Annotated in this window: 23 protein-coding genes; 20 read left to right on the top strand and 3 right to left on the bottom strand. The window is 43.2% G+C overall.

Features of this window, described 5'->3' with window-relative positions:
• Window positions 1-181 precede the first annotated feature (181 nt).
• The 20 genes from HDC92_RS20990 (at window position 182) to HDC92_RS20895 (ending at window position 16,502) form a co-directional block, all read left to right on the top strand.
• Window positions 182-715 carry an ORF6N domain-containing protein gene (locus tag HDC92_RS20990; RefSeq protein WP_183876956.1) on the top strand — a complete coding sequence of 178 codons (534 nt, stop codon included), beginning with the start codon at window positions 182-184 and terminating at the stop codon, window positions 713-715.
• 36 nt (window positions 716-751) lie between these two features.
• Window positions 752-1,075: a hypothetical protein gene (locus HDC92_RS20985; RefSeq protein ID WP_183876955.1), complete on the top strand. Its 324-nt coding sequence runs from the start codon at window positions 752-754 to the stop codon at window positions 1,073-1,075.
• A 10-nt stretch (window positions 1,076-1,085) separates the two neighbouring features.
• A complete protein-coding gene (tnpB, locus tag HDC92_RS20980; RefSeq protein ID WP_183876954.1) occupies window positions 1,086-1,472 on the top strand; it encodes an IS66 family insertion sequence element accessory protein TnpB in 387 nt (128 codons plus the stop codon).
• Between the two features lie 29 nt (window positions 1,473-1,501).
• Window positions 1,502-3,154 carry an IS66 family transposase gene (gene tnpC, locus HDC92_RS20975; RefSeq protein WP_183876953.1) on the top strand — a complete coding sequence of 551 codons (1,653 nt, stop codon included), beginning with the start codon at window positions 1,502-1,504 and terminating at the stop codon, window positions 3,152-3,154.
• 432 nt (window positions 3,155-3,586) lie between these two features.
• Window positions 3,587-4,861 (top strand): aminotransferase class I/II-fold pyridoxal phosphate-dependent enzyme, encoded by a 1,275-nt coding sequence (locus HDC92_RS20970; RefSeq protein WP_183876952.1) that lies wholly within the window; start codon window positions 3,587-3,589, stop codon window positions 4,859-4,861.
• A 13-nt stretch (window positions 4,862-4,874) separates the two neighbouring features.
• Window positions 4,875-5,552, top strand: a complete 678-nt coding sequence (locus HDC92_RS20965) for a hypothetical protein (RefSeq protein ID WP_183876951.1) — start codon at window positions 4,875-4,877, stop codon at window positions 5,550-5,552.
• Entirely contained in the window at window positions 5,533-6,114 is a 582-nt protein-coding gene (locus HDC92_RS20960; RefSeq protein ID WP_183876950.1) for a MauE/DoxX family redox-associated membrane protein, read from the top strand. The genes HDC92_RS20965 and HDC92_RS20960 overlap by 20 nt, the downstream gene beginning before the upstream one ends.
• A gap of 83 nt (window positions 6,115-6,197) precedes the next feature.
• Window positions 6,198-6,467 carry a hypothetical protein gene (locus HDC92_RS20955; RefSeq protein WP_183876949.1) on the top strand — a complete coding sequence of 90 codons (270 nt, stop codon included), beginning with the start codon at window positions 6,198-6,200 and terminating at the stop codon, window positions 6,465-6,467.
• A 96-nt stretch (window positions 6,468-6,563) separates the two neighbouring features.
• Window positions 6,564-7,610, top strand: coding sequence for a hypothetical protein (locus HDC92_RS20950; protein ID WP_183876948.1), 1,047 nt, complete (start codon window positions 6,564-6,566; stop codon window positions 7,608-7,610).
• A 32-nt stretch (window positions 7,611-7,642) separates the two neighbouring features.
• On the top strand, window positions 7,643-7,870 hold the full coding sequence (locus HDC92_RS20945; RefSeq protein ID WP_183876947.1) for a hypothetical protein: 228 nt from the start codon (window positions 7,643-7,645) through the stop codon (window positions 7,868-7,870).
• 190 nt (window positions 7,871-8,060) lie between these two features.
• Entirely contained in the window at window positions 8,061-8,702 is a 642-nt protein-coding gene (locus HDC92_RS20940) for a DUF6266 family protein (protein WP_183876946.1), read from the top strand.
• Between the two features lie 50 nt (window positions 8,703-8,752).
• Window positions 8,753-9,127 (top strand): hypothetical protein, encoded by a 375-nt coding sequence (locus HDC92_RS20935; protein WP_183876945.1) that lies wholly within the window; start codon window positions 8,753-8,755, stop codon window positions 9,125-9,127.
• 152 nt (window positions 9,128-9,279) lie between these two features.
• Complete coding sequence (locus HDC92_RS25245) at window positions 9,280-9,573, top strand: hypothetical protein (protein WP_255484614.1); 294 nt, start codon at window positions 9,280-9,282, stop codon at window positions 9,571-9,573.
• Window positions 9,574-9,720: 147 nt separating this feature from the next.
• Window positions 9,721-10,062, top strand: a complete 342-nt coding sequence (locus HDC92_RS20925) for a hypothetical protein (protein ID WP_015809073.1) — start codon at window positions 9,721-9,723, stop codon at window positions 10,060-10,062.
• Window positions 10,063-10,122: 60 nt separating this feature from the next.
• A complete protein-coding gene (locus HDC92_RS20920; RefSeq protein WP_183876943.1) occupies window positions 10,123-10,809 on the top strand; it encodes a CAP domain-containing protein in 687 nt (228 codons plus the stop codon).
• 89 nt (window positions 10,810-10,898) lie between these two features.
• Window positions 10,899-12,827, top strand: coding sequence for an LTA synthase family protein (locus HDC92_RS20915; protein WP_183876942.1), 1,929 nt, complete (start codon window positions 10,899-10,901; stop codon window positions 12,825-12,827).
• Between the two features lie 4 nt (window positions 12,828-12,831).
• Window positions 12,832-13,323 carry a GtrA family protein gene (locus tag HDC92_RS20910; RefSeq protein ID WP_183876941.1) on the top strand — a complete coding sequence of 164 codons (492 nt, stop codon included), beginning with the start codon at window positions 12,832-12,834 and terminating at the stop codon, window positions 13,321-13,323.
• 77 nt (window positions 13,324-13,400) lie between these two features.
• On the top strand, window positions 13,401-15,191 hold the full coding sequence (locus HDC92_RS20905; protein WP_183876958.1) for an aromatic amino acid hydroxylase: 1,791 nt from the start codon (window positions 13,401-13,403) through the stop codon (window positions 15,189-15,191).
• Window positions 15,192-15,893 (top strand): SDR family NAD(P)-dependent oxidoreductase, encoded by a 702-nt coding sequence (locus tag HDC92_RS20900; RefSeq protein ID WP_015809078.1) that lies wholly within the window; start codon window positions 15,192-15,194, stop codon window positions 15,891-15,893.
• A gap of 63 nt (window positions 15,894-15,956) precedes the next feature.
• A complete protein-coding gene (locus HDC92_RS20895) occupies window positions 15,957-16,502 on the top strand; it encodes a C40 family peptidase (protein ID WP_015809079.1) in 546 nt (181 codons plus the stop codon).
• Between the two features lie 21 nt (window positions 16,503-16,523).
• Here HDC92_RS20895 and HDC92_RS20890 read toward each other — a convergent pair whose 3' ends face one another.
• The 3 genes from HDC92_RS20890 to HDC92_RS20880 all read right to left on the bottom strand — a co-directional run bounded on the left by HDC92_RS20890 (window position 16,524) and on the right by HDC92_RS20880 (window position 19,815).
• Window positions 16,524-17,411 carry a flavin reductase family protein gene (locus HDC92_RS20890; protein WP_015809080.1) on the bottom strand — a complete coding sequence of 296 codons (888 nt, stop codon included), beginning with the start codon at window positions 17,409-17,411 and terminating at the stop codon, window positions 16,524-16,526.
• Between the two features lie 3 nt (window positions 17,412-17,414).
• Window positions 17,415-18,413, bottom strand: a complete 999-nt coding sequence (locus HDC92_RS20885) for a fumarylacetoacetate hydrolase family protein (RefSeq protein ID WP_015809081.1) — start codon at window positions 18,411-18,413, stop codon at window positions 17,415-17,417.
• A 70-nt stretch (window positions 18,414-18,483) separates the two neighbouring features.
• Window positions 18,484-19,815: an anaerobic C4-dicarboxylate transporter family protein gene (locus HDC92_RS20880; RefSeq protein ID WP_183876940.1), complete on the bottom strand. Its 1,332-nt coding sequence runs from the start codon at window positions 19,813-19,815 to the stop codon at window positions 18,484-18,486.
• Window positions 19,816-20,065 lie beyond the last annotated feature (250 nt).

The following is a 20,065-nucleotide window of genomic DNA, read 5'->3' as shown; positions in this document are numbered from 1 at the left end:
CACATACAAATGTTAGCCGACTTTTTTAATTGAACCAAATTCACTGGTGTTTTTTAATTGCTAAAAATTGAAGATTCAAAGTTGCTACTTACAACATTTTGTAATCATTAAGATATTATATTAATTAATTGTTAATATTGATGGATTTGATTAGATTTGCATAACTGACTGAAAAGCTATTATGACAGAAAAAACTGTAGGACTGCCGGATGAAGTGGTTTTGAGTAAAATCTACCTGATCAGAGATCAAAAAGTAATGCTTGATAGTGATCTGGCTGAACTTTATGGTGTTGAAACACGAGTTTTGAACCAGGCTATTAAAAGAAATATTGTTCGTTTCCCTGATTCTTTTATGTTCCAGCTATTGGAAGAAGAATGGAATGCTTTGATATCACAGTTTGTGATATCAAACGGAAGAGGTGGAAGAAGAAAACTGCCCTATGCTTTTACTGAACACGGGATATTAATGTTATCAAGTGTACTAAACAGTACCCAGGCAATACAAATGAGTATTCGTATTATCGAAATGTTTGTATTGCTTAGAGAAATGGTGTTGTTGCATAAAGATGTTTCTGTTCTGGTAGAGCAGGTGGAAAACAGATTAATGAAACAAGATCAGAAAATAGAAGTTCTGTTTACCTATCTGAATAAATTTATGGATAAAGTAGATGTAAACACTCGTCTAAGTACATATTTCAGGGGTAAAATGGTGTAAATACCTTTGGTTTTTATTAAAAAAACTGAATAAAGTATGGAAACACAAAAAGGAAAAGGGTCACGCAGGCACCGGAGTGACAAGGAAATCTTAGAAGCGATAGCGGAATTTGGTGATCTAAGTATGGCAGAGTTCTGTGAACTATTTGAGATTACAGATTCTACCTACTACAACTGGCAAAACAAGTGCCGGCAAATGGAGCTGCAGCAGGGGAAAGTAGAGGCGATACAGATTGTAGACGATGTTCCGGGGTTTGAAAAAGCATCTGAACGGCTTACCGCCGAGCTTCGGATGCCTGATGGCAGGGTATGGCGGCTGTTTGGGCATGTAGATGGGGAACTGATTAAACACTTAAACTAGCAGCTGTAATATGTACGATCCATTAGATAACAGACGGTACTTTATGTACCCATTTACAGTGAGCATGTGCAAAGGGATTGACGGGTTGAGCGGAGTGGTACGAAGCCAGTTGAAACAGAACCCAAGATGCGGGGATGCATTTATCTTTTTTAACAAAATAAAGAACTATATGAAGGTGCTTTTTTACGATGATAATGGTTATGCAATGTATGTGAAAAGAATAGATATGGGACGGTTTCAGGTGCCTGCCGGGAGAGCTGATGACCTTGGTTTTTACATCTCCAGGCTGCAATTGCTACAATTGATCCGTGGACTGCGGATGAACTGTGTTTTTGCTCAAAAAAGGCCTGAAGATCAGAATATTATATGGGGTAAAAATGCCCCTGGAGTGAATTAAAATAGGTATTTTTATAGTGTAACAAGAGCATGAAAAGCGAGGTACTACCATCATTTGAAGCCTTTATGGCTGAACCGGAAACGGCCTTCAAACTTTACCTTGAAGCGGTAAAGGCGATGGAATCTTTTGCTGAAATGAAGAGTACTTTTGAGCATGCAGCAGAAGCGATAAAAGTTGCTGAAAATCTCCGAACAGAACTTGCTACAGAAAAAGAACGGAACTCCCGCCTACAGTTCCGCGTGTTGCAATTGGAACGGTTGATCTACGGCCGTCGCAGTGAAAAGCTTAGTCCGGCAGAACTTAACCAGTTAAGGCTGGACATACAGGCCGAAGAGATTGCCAGTAGTTTGATAACCGATATTACCGATGTAAATTATAAAAAGGTGACAACGGTTACTAAACCAAAAGCACACCCGGGCAGAAACCTCTTCCCTGCGCATTTGCGCAGGGAAGAGGTTGTGCTGCAACCTTTCGATTATGAAGAAGGTGATGTGTATATGGGGGACGAAGTAACCGAAACCCTGGAATACACAGCTGGGGAGATCTGGGTTAAAAGGACCGTTCGGCAGAAGTATGTAAAAAAGCAGACTGACGGGAGCTGCACAGTGAAGATCGCTGATCTTCCGGTGCAGACGATTGACAAATGTATTGCCGGTGCATCACTACTGGCATATATAGTAGTTTCCAAATACATTGACTCCTTGCCCCTTTACCGCCAGATCGAGATGTTTAAACGGATTGGTGTTGACTTCCCATCCTCTACAGTAAGTAATTGGATCACAAAAGTGTGCGAGTTGCTTTATCCGCTATATGAACTACTAAAAAAAGAGGTTCTTAAAGCAGAGCACCTGAATGTAGACGAGACGACAATGAAGGTAATCGATAAAGCTGCAAAGAAAGGGGAAACGCATAAAGGCTGGTATTGGGTATATCTGCACCATTGGGGTAAGCTGGTTTTCTTTGATTATAAGCCCACCCGGGCGGGAGAAGTGCCCGAATCGATGCTGAAAGATTACAAAGGTTCCATACAGGCGGACGGGTATGCGGTATATGAGGGTATTTCAAAGCGGAATGGCAATGTTCTGGTATGCTGCATGGCGCACGTGCGCCGTAAGTTTGAGGAATTGTATAAGAATAACGATCCGCGTGCAGGGGTGCCTTTACAGCTAATGAACGAATTGTTTGGCCTGGAAGAGGAATGCAGGATCTGGTCGTTAAGCTTTGAGCAAGTTGAAATGGTACGTTATCATTGTGCAATACCTATTCTTAAAAAACTGGAAGCCTGGTTGAGACACCAAAAGGAGCAGCCCGACAATGATGCGCCTATGGTTAAGGCAATCAACTATGCGTTGAACCGGTGGGATAAGCTTACCATATATGTTGAAAATGGGCGGTACCAGTTGGATAATAATAGCGCTGAGCGCGCAATCCGTATAGTAGCTATAAACAGGAAGAATAGCTTGTTCAGTGGATCGCACGAAGGTGCCCAGCGTAGTGCAATGCTTTTCAGCCTGACGGCCAGCTGTAAACTAAATGGTGTTAATCCAATGGCATGGTTGACAGATGTACTTGAACGGTTACCATATCTTCCAAAAGACGATAAATATCTGGAGCTTTTGCTTCCAAATAACTGGCAGCCGAAGCCTGTTGTACCATCATTAACAGAAATATTGGAAAACTAATGACCCATAATGAAAAATGGAACAAGAATCAATATGCAGTTGCCCGAGTGTTTACTGCAAAACTGGAAGAATTTTTTTTCTGCTTTTCCATTTATCGCAAAAAAATATTGTAGTAAGAACCAAAATAATATAAAAACGACTAATTAACTGAACCAAAAACCATAAGAAAAACTAAAAAAACCAAATATGAAATAACGCTACACTCCCCCACCCTTTAAAACCGACGGCAATTTTACGCTGCCTGTTGCTGCTTAAAAGCAGGACAAAGAACAGCCGTAATTTGAGGGCATTGCTATGTCCAATATTTCAGTTTTTAAATTCTTATTCATCTGATAAACAGATAGATAATTTCAAAAAATTGCACTAACGCAAGCCAAAAAGCACAAAACACGCCCTACCTTGGCAACATCAATTTTAACCAAATATTTATAAATGAGACCAGATTTTAACCAATCGCACATGGGTACTTTTGCTGCCGCAAACCTGAAAGACTGTGACATGTTTGAACGGGCAGCCCTATTTAGCGATTATATAGCACACCAGCACGAGCGTGGCCTGTGGAACTACCGCAATGTATGCATCAGCGGCTGCAGACCCGAAGTAGAACTGGATTTGCCGGATACCTTAAGGCACATTAAGCACAAGACCTTTGTAGCCACCGTATTTAACGACTACCTGGGCTTTAGCCAGCACCCCGCCGTAAAAGCAGCCGCCATTGCTGCGATAGATCGTTACGGCGTGGGTGTTACGGCCAGCCCGGCCATTGGCGGGCAGATGGATTTCCACAGGGAAATAGAACAGGCCACCGCCCGCTTTTTTAGACAGGAAAGTGCCATTTTGTTTACTACGGGCTATACGGCCAACAGCGCCACCATGCTGGCCTTATTGAACGATAAGGATTTGGTGCTGGCCGATATGAGTGCCCATGCCAGCATGTTTGAAGGCATGAAAAACACAAACATGAGAACTTTTAGCCACAACGATATGGGCGTACTGGAACGCAAGCTGAAAGAAAATAAAGGCAGGTACCGGAACATGACCGTGGTAATTGATGGCGTATACAGCCAGCCTGCAGACCTGGCCAAACTGGATGAGATTGTTTTTTTGTGCAAACATTATGGCGCCCGCCTGGCCATGGATGATGCGCATGGCATTGGGGTAATTGGCCAGACCGGCCGTGGGGTAATAGAGCATTTTAATGCCTGGCAGGATGTGGACATCATTACGGGCACTTTTAGCAAAACCCTGGGCCATTTGGGGGGCTATGTGGTGGCCAGCCCCGAAATGATCAGGTACCTGCAGTTCCAGGCGGGTCAGCACATCTTTTCGGTAGCGCCTACACCGGCATCGCTTTGCGTAATTAAGAGCATGGCCCTGCTGGACGAGGAGCCCTGGTGGCAGGCCAAACTTTGGGAAAACATCAGTTACCTGAAAAAGGGCCTGCATGATTTGGGCCTGGATACGGGCAACAGTGCCAGCGCCATAGTGCCGGTAATGATAGGATCGGCCCATTTAAACGCCCAGGTATGCCGCTGGCTTTTGGAAGCGGGTATTTACGCCTGCCAGATTGGTTACCCGGCAGTAAATGTGAAAGGTGCACGCATCAGGATGAGCCTGATGGCTACGCATACGGTTGAGCACCTGGACAGGATACTGAACGCCTGGGAATGGGTAAAGACGAAAATGAACATCAGGAACTTTGAATAATTTTTAGGATACCATGAGCAAAAATAAAAGGAATAAACTGGCTACAAAGGCAAGCCTGATAAAAGCTGCGCTGGAAGATATTGTTAAAAATGGTTTTAAAAGCTTATCGGGTGCAAAACTGGCCGAACAGGCTCGCAGGCATGGCAGCAGGATAACCCATTTGTTTGGTGGCTTGGGCGGACTGATCAAAGCAACCGTTGCCGAGCATGACCATTGGGACCTGCTGTTTAAAAAGTTCAGCATCCCGAAAGATGCCGGGGAAAAAGAGACAAGGAAGCTGTTTGCAGGGCTGATGGCTACCAACTTTAGCGCTTTTAAGGAAAACACGGACATGCAGCACATGATACTGGGACAAATGAGTGTAAAGCTTGAGGTGTTGCAGGAGATATCGGCCTACAGGGAGCTGGAAGGGGCAAAACTACTGGACAGAACGGACAGGTATTTTGAGGACAGCGGGGTGTGCTTTCGTACGGTTATTGGGCTGTTGCTGTATGGCAGTTATGGATTGGTGCTTCATGCCCGGCATACCGGAGGTACGGTTGCAGGTAAGGACATCAATAAAGAGGAAGACCTGAAGGTAGCAAAACAGACGATTGCTAATTTGATTGAACTGGCCTGGAAGGATGCGGGCAAGAAACGGAAGAAGAGCCTGAGGGAAAAAATTAGAGGATATGAAATTGATTTTGAATAAAAGATTTTGGTACCTGCTGTTGATTGATGTGATCAGGTATCTGTTTATCCTGCTGTTTTTATATGCAGCATTTAGTAAAGTTTGGGACTTTCAAAAGTTTAAGGTGCAGCTGGGGCAATCGCCTATACTTTCGGATTTTACTTTGCTGGTTGCACTGCTTGTGCCTGCGGTGGAGATTTTGATTGCTATAGGTTTGGCTTTTAAACGGACTTTATTGCCAGCCCTTTGGGCCAGTTATGGCTTGATGATCATGTTTAGCTTGTACATCATAGTGATTTTGAAGTTCAGTGACAGGCCGGTTTGCCATTGTGGGGGTGTTTTGGAGCAGATGCAATGGTCGGAGCATTTGTGGTTTAATATAGGGTTTGTGGGGTTGGGGATATTAGGGTTGTGGTTGGGGTTTTACCACCAGTTTCGTGATGCTAGCACACGTCATCTCGAACCGCAGGGAGAGATCTCTTGTTTAGGCATAGTTCAAGAGATCCCTCGTCGCTGCGCTTCCATCGGGATGACGGGGTGTGTTAAGGACGACCGCTTTAGGCATGACGACGAAGCGGTTTAAAAATATTCAATGCGCGTTGAACAGGTGGAAGCTGAAAAGCCTGATTGAAACAGAGTAGGCATTAATCTTATAATTTAAACAAAATGAAAAGCGTTAAAAAACAATTTTTCACATTCGTTATTGCGGCTGTATGTGTCGCAAGCACTGTATTTGCCACGGCAAAACCAACAACAAGTGTTTTACTGGGATCGCCTTACAATGACCAGGGTGAGTGTACTACCCCAGCCAATGTAATTGGCACCTGTGATGTAAACTACACGGGCAATGCCTGCCAGCTGCTGGCCGGTGGTGATGCTTACCTGCAGGATACAGAGACTGGGCTTTGTACCATTCCACTGTACAGACAAAACTAGATCTCCCAATTTAGTTTGACCTCCTTAAACGGCCCGCTGCATAGCGGGCTGTTTATTCCAAACCTTGCTTTTATATCCCATAATCCATTTGCCTATATGAGAAAATTCTACTACTTACTGATCATTGTTGCTGTACTTTCATCTTTACCCGTCCTTTATCTGACCATCCGCTATGCGCTTAAACAGCGTGCGGCTACCTATAATTTTAAAAGGAAGTTGCTTGGGGTGGTTAAAGGCCATAAGGCCATCGATATAAAATACAATTCCTATTACCTGGCCGGTGAAGCTGGAAGTTCCGTTTACCTGGCCAGCGGAACGGCCATAGGCCATTTGCTGAAGGTTGGCCCTTTGTTAAAGGATACGGTAAGTATTCGCCTTGAGCTGAACAGGCAGGAGGTAAAGTTAAAGGGCAGCTATAAAGCTTATATAGATTCCAGCTCTTTTTACCTGTACAATGGATTGGAACGCAGCATCCTGAAAGGCAGTACTGGTGTTTGGAAGGCAGCGGTGTATGGCATAAAAGCCCCATACTTTGCACAGGTACAGCCTTTGGGCACACAAACGATGTTTTTCCGTTTTATAGACACGGATACCCGGGCGAATAGTTTGCGCAAGGTAACAGGAAGCGGAGAAAGCATGAACAATACTGGCATATTTGAAAAGCAGGTAGATGGCCTGTTTTGCACGGACGGCATGCTGAGGTATAACCGGCAGCTGCACATGCTGACATACCTGTATCACTACCGCAACGAGATCTTGCTGATCGATACGAACCTGAACCTGGTGAAGAAAATAAAGACGATAGACCCGATTGATTCGGCCCGCTTTAAGGTAGACGAGCTGCGTGCTGAAAAGTCTTTCACTTTTGCTTCGCCTACTTTAATGGTAAATGCAAACTGTTCAAACCAGGGCAAATATTTGTTTGTGCAATCGAAACTGATGGGTAAAGGGGAAGACCTTTTATTGTTCAGGAAAAGCGCTGCAATAGATGTGTACGATCTGGAGAAACAGGTTTACTGTTATTCGTTTTACCTGCCCAAATATAAGGATGTACCCATAAGCAGTTTTAAGGTAGTGGGGAACAGTTTGTATGCAGTGGCAGGGCAATACCTGACCAGGTATACGCTGGAATTGCCGGAGTAATGACAGCTGGTATGGAATGCTGTTGCGGTTGCATGGAGATGCTGCTACGACAGCAGCAGGAATTACTAGACCTGATGAAGGCCATAGATACTAAACTTGACTTGCCGGATCCGTTACCAGAAGAAGAGGTATGGCTAACCAAGACTGCGGTTATGGATATGTTGTGTATTACCGTTAGTACTTTTTACAGAAGACAACAAAACTGGAAACGCAGGAAGAGCGGCGGAACCTGGTATTATTTAAAATCATCGCTCTTGTAAGCTCTAATTTTTACTAAAAAATCTCAATCTGTTCCAATTTTGTCTCAATCCGTTTCATAATGATTTGATGGCTAGGATGATGACTAAAGCCTGTTTATGTTTGTTTGAGCATCGGGCTAAATGTCTTGCCGGCCGGGAGATGATGAAGCTTTTAGGGATGCTTTTTTATTAACCCTTAAATTTTAAGAAAATGGGATTTTTATCAGGTGGTCCTTACTACGATATGATCGGAAGGACCGGAAACAACGTTGGACGCCGTGTAAAGGGAAAAAATGTATTCTCTATGCGGCCATCCAAATCAAACAAAGCACCTACGGTGGCACAGGTAAACCAGCGGCTAAGGTTTGAGCTGGTAGCCTCATGGCTGAGGCGCCTTGGCGGTGTGATTGACATCGGCTTTAAAGAGTATGATGCGCAAATGTCTGCACGTAATGCGGCCTTTTCCTATAATGTATTGCATGCGATTACAGGGGTAACACCCAATTACACCATTGATTATGCTAAGGTAATATTTAGCAAGGGCCCGCTGGATTTACCAAACGACCCGCAAATAAATGTAGCTACGGCTGCTAAACTGGATTACAGTTGGGCTGCCACTACTGGTGACAGCAATGGATTGGCTACGGACAAGTTTAGTTTTGTGGTGTTTAACCCATCAAAAAACAAATTTGTAACGCTGAAAGGTGGAGCCGTACGCTCGGCTTTGGCTTACAGCCTGCAGCTGCCCGGCGATTTTTCGGGAGATACTGTAGAGGCCTATTTTTCTATAGTATCAGCCGATGGGAAAATGGTAAGTGACTCGGTTTATATAGGGCCGTTTATTGTACTTTAATTTAATGGGGCTGCAGGTGCAGCCCCATTTTTACATTAAAACAGAAAAACATGAAAACAATATATTTAAAAATGCCGGCCTGGCAGCCGGTTTTGAAAAATACAGAGCCTTATCTTGTAGCATTGATCATGTTGCTGCTGTGGTTTACCGCACCAAAACTGATGGTGCTGGGTGATGGAGAAATGGGGCATATTGATCCAAGTATCTGGCTACTGGTATTACTGGCCATCATTAGCTTTTTGTTGATACTTGGCTTGTGCTGGTGGTTGCTAAAGCGCTTTTGGATGGTGATGGGTTTGCCCGGATTGGGCAGTATGGTTTTACAGTTTAATTCGCTACAGTTATGGCAACAATTAGGTTTTTGGCTGGCTTCTTTTGCCTTGCTGTTATTGGCAGCAATTGGGGCTTTAGTAGCCATATTATAAAAAAAGAGGAATCAGGATATGAAAAAGTTATCGAAATTGCCCGATCCCAAATTGGGATTAGGGAAACAAATTGTGAAAATTGTGGTATCGCTGTTAAAGGATATCTTGATTACTGTGGTATCAAATCGCCTGCGCCGTATTGTGCCGCGTTTGTGAGTTGGTGTTTTGGAAAGGCTGGTTATGTTTTGCCCAAAACGGCCTGGTCGCCCGCGCTGTTTCCGGCTTCGCGGCTGGTTACTACAGCTAAACCGGGTATCGTGTATGGGCTTTACTTCCCTACCCTAAAACGAATTGCCCATTGTGGCCTGGTTGAATCCGTTAGAAACGACCTGATTTACGGCCTGGAAGGCAATACCAGTCTGGCCGGATCAAGAGAGGGTGATGGGGTGTACAGAAAAGTAAGGCACAAACGAACCATTTATCGCTATGCGGATTGGTTTAAATAGTGGAGGATGAGCTGTACCAGGATGATTTGACGTAACCAGGCTCTGTCAAAGAATTGCCCGGGCCTGGTTATTAAAAGCAATTTTCATCTTTATTAGGGAAAAACTCACATTATTTTACAAATTTGCAGCCAGTAAACTAACCAAATCATGACGATCAATTTTGAATGCCTTTACTTTCTTGATAGTGAGCAGCTCTGTATTATCGAAATTAAAATAAACAATCTTCCTGCTGATGCCCCTAAAAAGGACAAATTCAAATGGCTATTGATCAATAAAAAAACTTTAAGCATAAAAACACTACAATTCCGATCTATGGATTCATCTCATGAAATTGAGGAGCGTTTTTTTGATTTGGGTTATTTAAAATTTGATGCACAAAAAGGCGTGTACATCTCAAAAGAACCAACTACACAATATCAGCTTGAAAATACAGATGGCCAGCCCATACCGGATGTAATTAAAGAAGCAGTAAGCCTTTATTTAATTTGACAGGTATGCACGAATTTGGCAAAATCATCTGAATGGCGTAAGTTTTGTACTGTCCATTTCATGAAGTTTTTATCAATTGTCCTTATCTCATTTTTTTCCGTATTCATTCCTGTTTCCATAAAAGCCCAGCGCGCTGATGCCTGGACCAAGGAAGAATTAAAAATGGCCAATACTGCCGGAAATGCACCTTACCTAAGCGGCGAAGAAAAAGACATCGTCATTTACATGAACCTGGTACGCATGGATGGTGAACGTTTTTTTAATACTTTTTTACAGGACTTTATTGATGATTATAATGAACAAATGAAACAGTACAGCAATTATGAAAGGTTAAAGGTTAACAGGAACGACAGTTATTACAAAAGTTTAAAGAACGACCTGAAGAACATTAAGCTACTACCTGCCTTTTGGCCGGATGAAGCCCTGAGCTGGGTTGCAAAACAGCACGCCAGAGATTTAAACAAGAACAATTTTGCTGCACACAACTCTAGCGATGGCCGGACAATGAAAGACAGGATCGGTAAAATGTACCCTAAAAAATCAAATGGCGAAAACCTGGCCTTTGGTTTTTCGACCGGACTGGGCAATGTTTGCATGTTGCTGTTAGATAAGGGCGTACCCGACCTGGGGCACAGAAAACTGATTTTGAATACCTCCTATCAGTTAAATACAATTGGGGTAAGCATACAACCACATAAAACTTATCGTTATTGTGCAGTGATTGATTTTGTATCCCTACCCCATTAAATTTTAAGCTTGCCGAAATCCCGCCGATGAATTTTATTTAAACAAATCATTGCCAAATTACTTAAATTGGCGCCCTCAAACACAAACAATTGAAAAGAGAAAATCCAATAACCTTAAACCTGTATGTGGCCCTGGCCTACAGGTTCCTGATTTTACTGGTTTTATATACTTTATGCAGATTGGGCTTCTTCTTTTTTAACCATAGCCTGTTCCAGCACATTACCTTACCCAAATACCTGTACATGCTATGGGGCGGACTAAAGTTTGACGTTTCGGCACTCATCTATATCAATGCCATCTTCCTTTTAATGCAGCTGGTACCTGCCCCTTTTAAGTACAAAGATGGCTATCAGCGCTTTTGCAAATGGCTTTTTATCATTAGCAACAGCATTGGCATTATGGCCAACTTTGCCGATTTTGCCTACTATAAATATACACTTAAAAGAACTACAGCAACTGTTTTTAGCCAGTTTAGCCATGAACAGAACAAGTTTAAACTGTTTATAGATTTTTTAACAGATTACTGGTACCTGTTTCTGCTTTATGCCCTGTTTATATGGGGCTTTGTAAAGCTTTACCAGCTGGTAGGTGTTAAAAAAGTAAAAACTTTTAAATGGCCTGCATACCTGTTGCAAACCGTATTGCTGTTTGCTATTGCACTGGTTTGCCTTACAGGTGTACGTGGTGGCTGGGGCTATGGCACCAGGCCCATTACGCTGAGCAATGCAGGAGAATTTGTGGATACACCAGATCAGATGAGCCTGGTGCTGAACACACCTTTCTGTATATTCAGGACTTTAAAAGTGTCTAAACTAAAGCCTGTAAACTATTACGATGAGCAGACATTGAACAGCATTTACAATCCCATACACCTGCCCAAAGATACGGTTGCCTTTAAAAAGCTGAATGTCGTTTTCCTGATCATAGAAAGTTTGGGTAAGGAACACATAGGCGGCTTAAATAAAGACCTGATGGGTGGAAAGTACAAAGGTTTTACCCCTTTTATTGATTCGCTGATTGAACAGAGCTATACCTTTACCCATACTTATGCCAATGGCCGTAAATCTATAGATGCGCTACCTTCTGTGATTTCAGGTATTCCCTCTATCCGTGAGCCTTTTGTACTTTCGGTATACTCAGGGAATAAGACCACCAGCATTGCCAAGCTTTTAGGTGATAAGGGGTATGAAACTGCCTTTTTTCATGGGGCACCAAATGGTTCGATGGGTTTTTCCTCTTATACCCATCTTGCAGGAATCAAACATTATTTCGGACAGAACGAATATAAAAAAACAGGAGATTATGACGGTACCTGGGGCATTTGGGACAATCCTTTTATGCAGTACATGGCCCAAACCATGAATACGCTGAAGCAACCTTTTTTCTCAGCATTTTTCTCGGTTTCTTCTCATCATCCTTTCAAGCTGCCAGATGAATATGCAGGTAAATTCCCTAAAGGTCATTTGCCTGTACAGGAAGTACTGGGCTATACAGACATGGCACTGCGTAATTTTTTCAGAACCGCATCTGCTATGCCCTGGTATAAAAACACACTGTTTGTACTGTGTGCGGATCATGCCACAGTATCTTATTTCCCTGAATATCAAACCACTCCCGGATATTTTTCTATTCCGATTGTTTTTTATTATCCTGGCGGGGATTTAAAAGGAAAAGCGGATAAAAACGTACAACAGATAGATATTATGCCCACTGTTTTGAATTATCTGCATTATGACAAACCTTATTTTGCCCTTGGCTTTGATGCTTTTGACAAAAGACAGGATAATTTTGTGGTAAACAATAACGATGGTACCTTTAGCTTTTACCAGGGCGATTATTTACTGATCAATGATGGCAAGATCAACCTTTCATTATACAATTTAAAAACCGACCGTCTTACTCAAAACAACATATTAGATAAAGAACCGTTAATTGCACAACAAATGGAAAAATACCTGAAAGCTTTTGTGCAACAGTACAACAACCGGATGATTGAAAACAAATTAACGGCGAATTAGAGCAATGCGAAAGGCCTTATTAAAAATAATAGATTTCTTTTACCCTCCTTTTTCACGCTGGCTGCCTTTACATACTTTCAGGTACATTGTGTCTGGAGGCACTACGGCAACGTCGGGAATTATCTGCTATTACATTGCTTACAACTGGATTTTGCACCAAAGAAACATCCATGTTGATTTCCCTTTTGTACCTAAACTGATTACCGCCCACTCGGCAGCGCTCATCATCAGCACCCTGGTCAGTTTTTTGATTGGTTTTACGCTAAACAAATACCTGGTCTTTACCAAATCTAACTTAAAAGGGAGGATACAGATGTTCAGATACGCCGCGGTATTAGGCATCAATTTTGGACTTAACCTGGCCATGTTAAAATACATGGTAGAGGGACTGCACTTTTATCCCTCGATATCGCAGGCTTTCATTACCGTAACTTTATCTCTATGCAGTTATTTTCTGCAAAAGCATTTTACGTTCAGGGTTAAAAAACATCCATAACCAAATCTCCTGTTAAGTTTACAGCGTTATTTTATATTTGCGTAACTTTACCATCACTATATTAATGAATGGATGCAATGAATGATTTTAATGACTTTAACAATAAGCAGGTAGCTAATCTGCCAAGGCATTTACGACAATTTATTGTAGAACAGCATTACGAAAAGTATACGCCGGTAGACCAGGCCGTATGGCGTTATGTGATGCGCCAGAATTACAGCTATTTAAAGCATGTTGCTTTTTATCCTTATATCAAAGGCCTGCAGCGCGCGGGACTGAGTATTGAATATATCCCTGACCTGCAAACAATGAACGACAACCTGGGCAAGATTGGCTGGGGTGCAGTTACCGTGGATGGTTTTATACCGCCTGCAGCCTTTATGGAGTACCAGGCTTACCGGGTACTGGTTATTGCAGCAGATATCCGTCAGATCAATCATATTGAATATACTCCTGCACCAGATATTATCCACGAATCGGCAGGTCATGCCCCAATTATTGCCGACGCGGACTATAACAATTACCTGAGCTATTTTGGTTCTATAGGTGCCAAGGCCATGTTCTCATCAAAAGATTTTGAGCTCTATGAGGCCATCAGGAACCTTTCGATCTTAAAAGAGGCTGTGGATGCCAATGAAGAAGAGATCGCAAAGGCAGAATGCCTGTTACAGCAGATCTCGGAAAATATGGGTGAACCATCGGAAATGGCTTTATTGAGCCGCCTGCATTGGTGGACAGTTGAATATGGCCTGATCGGCACACTGGAAGATCCAAAGATCTATGGTGCCGGTTTGCTTTCTTCGATCGGTGAAAGTTCGAGCTGTATGAAACCTGAGGTGCAGAAACTATGGTATAACATTGATACCATTAACTACAGTTACGACATTACCAAACCCCAGCCCCAGTTGTTTGTAACTGAAACGTTCCAGAACCTGATAGACGTACTTGAAGTTTTTGCCGATACCATGGCCTTCAGGAAAGGTGGCACCGAAAGTATTGTAAAGGCTATTGAATGTAAAAACCCGGCAACTGCAGTTTACAGTTCAGGTTTGCAGGTTACCGGCGTGTTTACAGATATGGGACTGGATGGCAATGATGCGCTTACTTTTATCAGAACAACCGGGCCTTCTGCTTTGGCGATTGGCAATAAACAACTGGAAGGACATGGTAAACATTTCCATAAAGATGGTTTTTCATCTCCTGTGGGTAAACTGAAGGGTATAGCTACGCCGCTGGAAGACATGGACATGCTCCAATTGCTGAATTGTGGGATCAAACCACTTAACCTAGCTATCCTGGAGTTTGAAAGTGGCATTACGGTAAAGGGTACAGTCAGGACCATCCATCAGCAAAATGAAAAAACTTTTCTGATTACCTTTGACAATTGTACCGTTAAGGAGCGTAACGGGAATATACTTTTTCAGCCAGACTGGGGCATGTATGACATGGCTGTTGGCGAAAAGATCGTTTCCGTTTACAATGGTGCAGCTGATAAGGATGCTTATGAAGAAATTACCCATATCAGTAATAAACAAACCCACAAAGTGGCTTACGACGAGAAGACCCAAAAACTGCATGCCATTTATAAAGCGGTACGACAGATAAGGGAAAGCGGAACAGGATATGAACAATTGCCAGTCCTTTTTGGGGCATTAAAAAATGAACACCGCTACGACTGGCTGTCGGCGATGGAAATTCTGGAGATCTTATACCATAAACAGCTTTATCCTGAACTGGAAAAAGAGCTGCGTATTTACCTGGAACTTAAATCGGCCAGTGAAAGCGAACACACAAAACTGATTAATGACGGTTTACATGTTATTGCAAACCCGGTTACCCAATTGATTACAGAAGAAGAAGCACATTAAATGAATATTGTATTGACAGGCGCCAGCAGCGGAATAGGTTTTGAAGCTGCTTTAGAATTTACGTTAAATAAAGATAATAAGGTAGTTTGTATTGCGAGGTCGGCCGATAAGCTGCGTAAACTGCTGGAAATAGCCAAAGGCATTACGCCCGACTGTACCCTGCTGCCTGTAGAATTTGACATTGTGAATGACGATTATGCTGCACTGGTACCTTTTTTAACTGAGAAACTGGGGCATATAGATATACTAATCAACAATGCAGGGGCACTGGTAAATAAACCTTTTTCTGAAACCACAGCAGCAGACCTGGCAAATATGTTTGAGAGCAATGTGTTGGGGCATTTTAACATGATCAAGAACCTGTTGCCATTGATGGGCAGCGACAGCCATATTGTGAACATTGGCAGCATGGGTGGTTTCCAGGGCAGTGTAAAGTTTCCGGGTCTATCGGCCTATTCGGCCAGTAAGGCGGCCCTGCATGCCTTAACGGAATGCCTGGCTTTTGAACTGGTTGATACCGGGATTAAGGTAAACTGTCTGGCCTTGGGTTCTGCCCAGACGGAGATGCTGGAACTGGCCTTTCCTGGCTATCAATCGCCGGTAATGGCCTTTGAAATGGGCAAATATGTTGCCGACTTTGCCCGTACCGCACATAAGTTTTTCAACGGAAAAATCCTTCCAGTGGCAGTAACAACGCCATAATCAAGAAGTTATCAACATTTCTTAGGCTTAAAATATAAATTTAATACCTTTAGCCTGATTCATATGAAGAGATACCTGATTGTATTTAGTTTTCTTTTGTTAAGTTTCTCTGCGGCAAAGTCGCAGACCACCGTGCCTTTACAATACCAGGAACTGGTGAAAAACCTGATGAAACAGAGCACTGCAAATCCCATTTCCAATACGCAAAAAATGGAATCTCCCAACCGTTTGCTGGAATTTGCCAAATCTATGCTGGGCATCAGGTACAGGGCTGCCTCAAGCAATCCCAACAGGGGTTTCGACTGTTCGGGCTTTGTAAACTATGTGTTCAGTAATTTTGGGTTTAAAGTACCACGTTCATCCAGGGATTTCGCAACAAGTGGTGAGGCTAAAAAGCTGGAAGATGCCAGAATTGGGGATGTAATTGTATTTACAGGTACCAACAGCCGTTCAAGAACGCCTGGACATGTAGGCATTATCTATGCCATAGATGGTGATCAGGTTAAGTTTATCCATTCTTCATCAGGAGGTGCCAAAGGCGTTACCATTTCCAGTCTGGATGAAGGTTTTTACAAAAAACGCTTCTTAAAGGTCATCAGTATTCTTTAGTCCTGTTTTATGAAAGGTGGCTTATAATAGAACCACTTTTAATGCATCGTTTACATTTCCTTTGTTTAACCATTGCTGTGCAAGCTGCTGCAGTTCACGTTCCCGGTTACTGGCGTCGCCAATAGTAGCATCCATAATTTCCTTTACTTCCGGAAGGTTTCTTACCGCATCAATTTCCTCATCGGTTGGCAGTTGCTCTATGTTACCCAGCATCCCCAGGTCATTACCGGTCAGTACCCTTGAATTTCTTACCGCCTTGGGCAGGGCATCTACCCCTATTCCTAAGGTTGTTAAGGGTTTGGCAACTTTAAACAGGCTCTCTGGTGTAACACGGCAATACCAGTCGCCCCCAAGCCGCGCCACAAGATCTATCTTAGCCTGGTCTATTTTCCCGGTTTCATCCAGGATATCTTCTTTAATGTGGATCAGTTTTACTTCTGCCAGGATCAGGTTCCCCGCACCCGGGTTTTCACCCAGATGGATCACCTCTTTAACCATACACTCCATTTGCACCGGGGCTTCAGCAACCCTGGGGGGTTTAACCAGCTGAGAAGGGAGCATGGTAAAACCCGCCTTTTCAAATTCATTTACACCTTTTGCATACTCTGTGCTGGCCAGACTGGTTTGCTGTACCATAGCATAGTTTACGATGTTGATGACACATTCTTTAACTTCAAGGATGTTCTCTAAAGTATGTTTAGTAGTATTGTCGCGCACCCTTCTGGCGGGTGAAAAAACACAGAGAGGCGGATTGGTACTGAACATGTTAAAGAAGCTAAAGGGGCTCAGATTGATGTTCCCTTTTGCATCTATGGTAGTCGCAAAACAGATGGGCCGGGGCGCAACGGCATACTGCATATAATTTTGCAGCTGCGCCGGACTAAGATCTGATGTTTTTATGGTGAGCATCTTTTATTTTTTTTTCAGGGCCAGGATAGAAAAATCAGTATCTGCTTTTTTGATGATATTGATCAGTCGCCCCAAACCCGTGATTTCCATTTCAACTTCATCACCATCCTGCAGCCATTGTGGTTTGAAATTGGGATCGTTTAGCAAACCCGTTCCGTTGAGCTCAAGAAAACAGCCCGTACCTACGGTACCTGAGCCTATTACATCACCAGGTAAAATATCTGCTCCATAAGCACAGCGTTCAATGATCTCGGCGAAAGTCCAGTCCATATCTGCCATACTGCCTGCCGATACCCCTACTCCATTCACAGTACATGTCATTTTTAGGTCGTACGCATTTCCGGTATGACCTGGCTTGGCACTTGTTTTATAGGGCTCCAGTTCATCCGGGGTAACCAGCCATGGGCCAATTACGGTAGAAAAATCTTTTCCTTTGGCTGGCCCCAGGTTTAACAGCATTTCCTCCATTTGCAGGGTCCTGGCACTCATATCATTCATCACCATATAACCGGCAATATAATTGTCGGCTTCTGCCGCAGTGATGTTGCGTCCCTTTTTACCAATCACAACTGCTACCTCCAGCTCAAAATCAAGCTTCTGAAAATGATCTGGCATGCATTCAATTTCTCCGGGTCCCTGGATGGCATTGTGGTTGGTAAAATAAAAAATAGGGTATTGGTCAAACTCAGCAATCATCTCCACCTTACGGTTCCGGCGTGCAGCGGCGACATGCTGTCGGAAGGCATAACCATCGCGGCAGGAGGTCGGATGTGGTACCGGGGCCAGCAGTTCGAAAAAAACCTCTTCTTTCGCTTCTATTTCAGCAGCCTTGATCTGGGCATCCACTTTTTTAGCGCGTTCCATCAGTACTTCTCCACCCTCTAAAAAAGCTTTCATTTCATCGGGCAACTGCTTATCACAAGAGTTTAAGTTATAAATGTGTCCGTTTATAAACACACCGAGGTGTTCTCTGTTTTCTGTTTTATAGGATACCAGCTTCATAGCTTACGAATTTTAAGTTTTGATCAAAGCTATATAAAATTAAACAAACACCCTATACCAATTGCCGATGTTACAACAGAACAGCAGCAAGGAGAAAGCCGGTTGCAATGGTTACAATAACTGCTGTTAAGCCTGGTGGGGTAAAAGAATGGTTGATCAGAAAACGGCCTATCTTTGTAGTGCCGGTTCTGTCGAAGCCCATTGCTGCTACCAGTGTAGGATAGCTTGGGATCACAAAGTCGCCATTAACGGCCGGAAACATGGCAATAAGGGCCGGAGCTGGAATACCAAGAGAGATGCCCAGTGGCATGAGTGCCCTTACAGTAGCAGCCTGACTGAACAAAAGGATGGACATGACAAAGAGTGCAATGGCAAATGTCCATGGATGAACAGTTACAAAATCGCTCAGATGGCTTTCAAAAAAGGGCATATGGGCTTGCAAATAGGTATCGCTCATCCAGGCTACACCAAATATACACACTACGGCTTCGCCTCCGGAACGGAAAATTGTAGATTGGGATACTTTGGCAGCCGGAGTTTTGGTCACCAGAATAATGGCAGCCGCCGCAGTAAGCATAAGCAGTTCTATCATTTCGACCATACGCAGGGGTTGCATTTTACCATCTGTAAGGAAAGAGGGACGAAGTGAAGGAATTGCAGCAAACAATACGACACTAATTACCGCCAGGAGAAAAACATAGACTGATCTTTTAGCAGCAGTGCTGAAAATTTTTTCCTTTGTGTGATCGGCAGGATCACCATCCAGTAGTCTCACAAATTCAGGGTCTTTTAATCTTTCCAGGAATTCAGGGTCTTTCATCAGCTCTTTTCCCTGACGGCTGGCTACCAGTGCCCCGGCCAGTACACCAATGATGGTTGCGGGAATGGCTACGATAAGAATGTCTGTTAGTTCGTAACCTTTGGGCGCAATTAAGGAAGTTAAAGCAACTGTTGCAGCAGAAATGGGACTGGCGGTAATGGCCAGATGGGCAGCAATAACAGAAATACTAAGTGGGCGCTCTGGCCTTACCCTCTTTTTAGTAGCAACTTCTGCAATGATCGGCAGCAAGGAGTAAATGATGTGTGCAGTACCTGCAACAAGGGTAAAAGAATAGGTAACCAAGGGGCCCAGCCAGGTAATGTGGTTGGGATTTCTGCGAAGGATCTTCTCGGCAATGCTTACCATATAGTCCATACCCCCCGCGGCCTGCAAGGCCGCTGCTGCGGTAACAACCGACAAAATGATCAGCATCACATCTATTGGCGGGGTAGTTGGCTTAAGGCCAAATCCAAGTGCAAATATCAGCAGCCCTACAGCCCCCATTACACCCAGACCTATTCCTTTCATACGTGCACCCACCAATATCAGCAGAATTAAAACTGTAAGCTGTATCCAAACCATTTACTTTTAAATTTATTTACCAAACCTTAAATATATAAATATATATTACCTTAATACATAAAATAAATAGTTATACTTAAATTCAGTTTCCTGCATTTCCGCTGTGCCAATTTTTTTGGGGAACCTGACATTTTAAAACTGATGGTATAATATGTAGCCAGGAGTTTGGTGGTTGTTAGATTTAATACTTAATTTAGCAGACGTAAAAGAAAATGATAACTAACTGTCTCACATATCAGAATCGAATAGC

Source organism: Pedobacter sp. AK017, assembly GCF_014200825.1.
In the GTDB taxonomy this organism is placed as follows: Bacteria; Bacteroidota; Bacteroidia; order Sphingobacteriales; family Sphingobacteriaceae; genus Pedobacter; species Pedobacter heparinus.
Note: the sequence above shows the minus strand (reverse complement) of the source record. Positions and strands in the feature narration are given on the sequence as shown.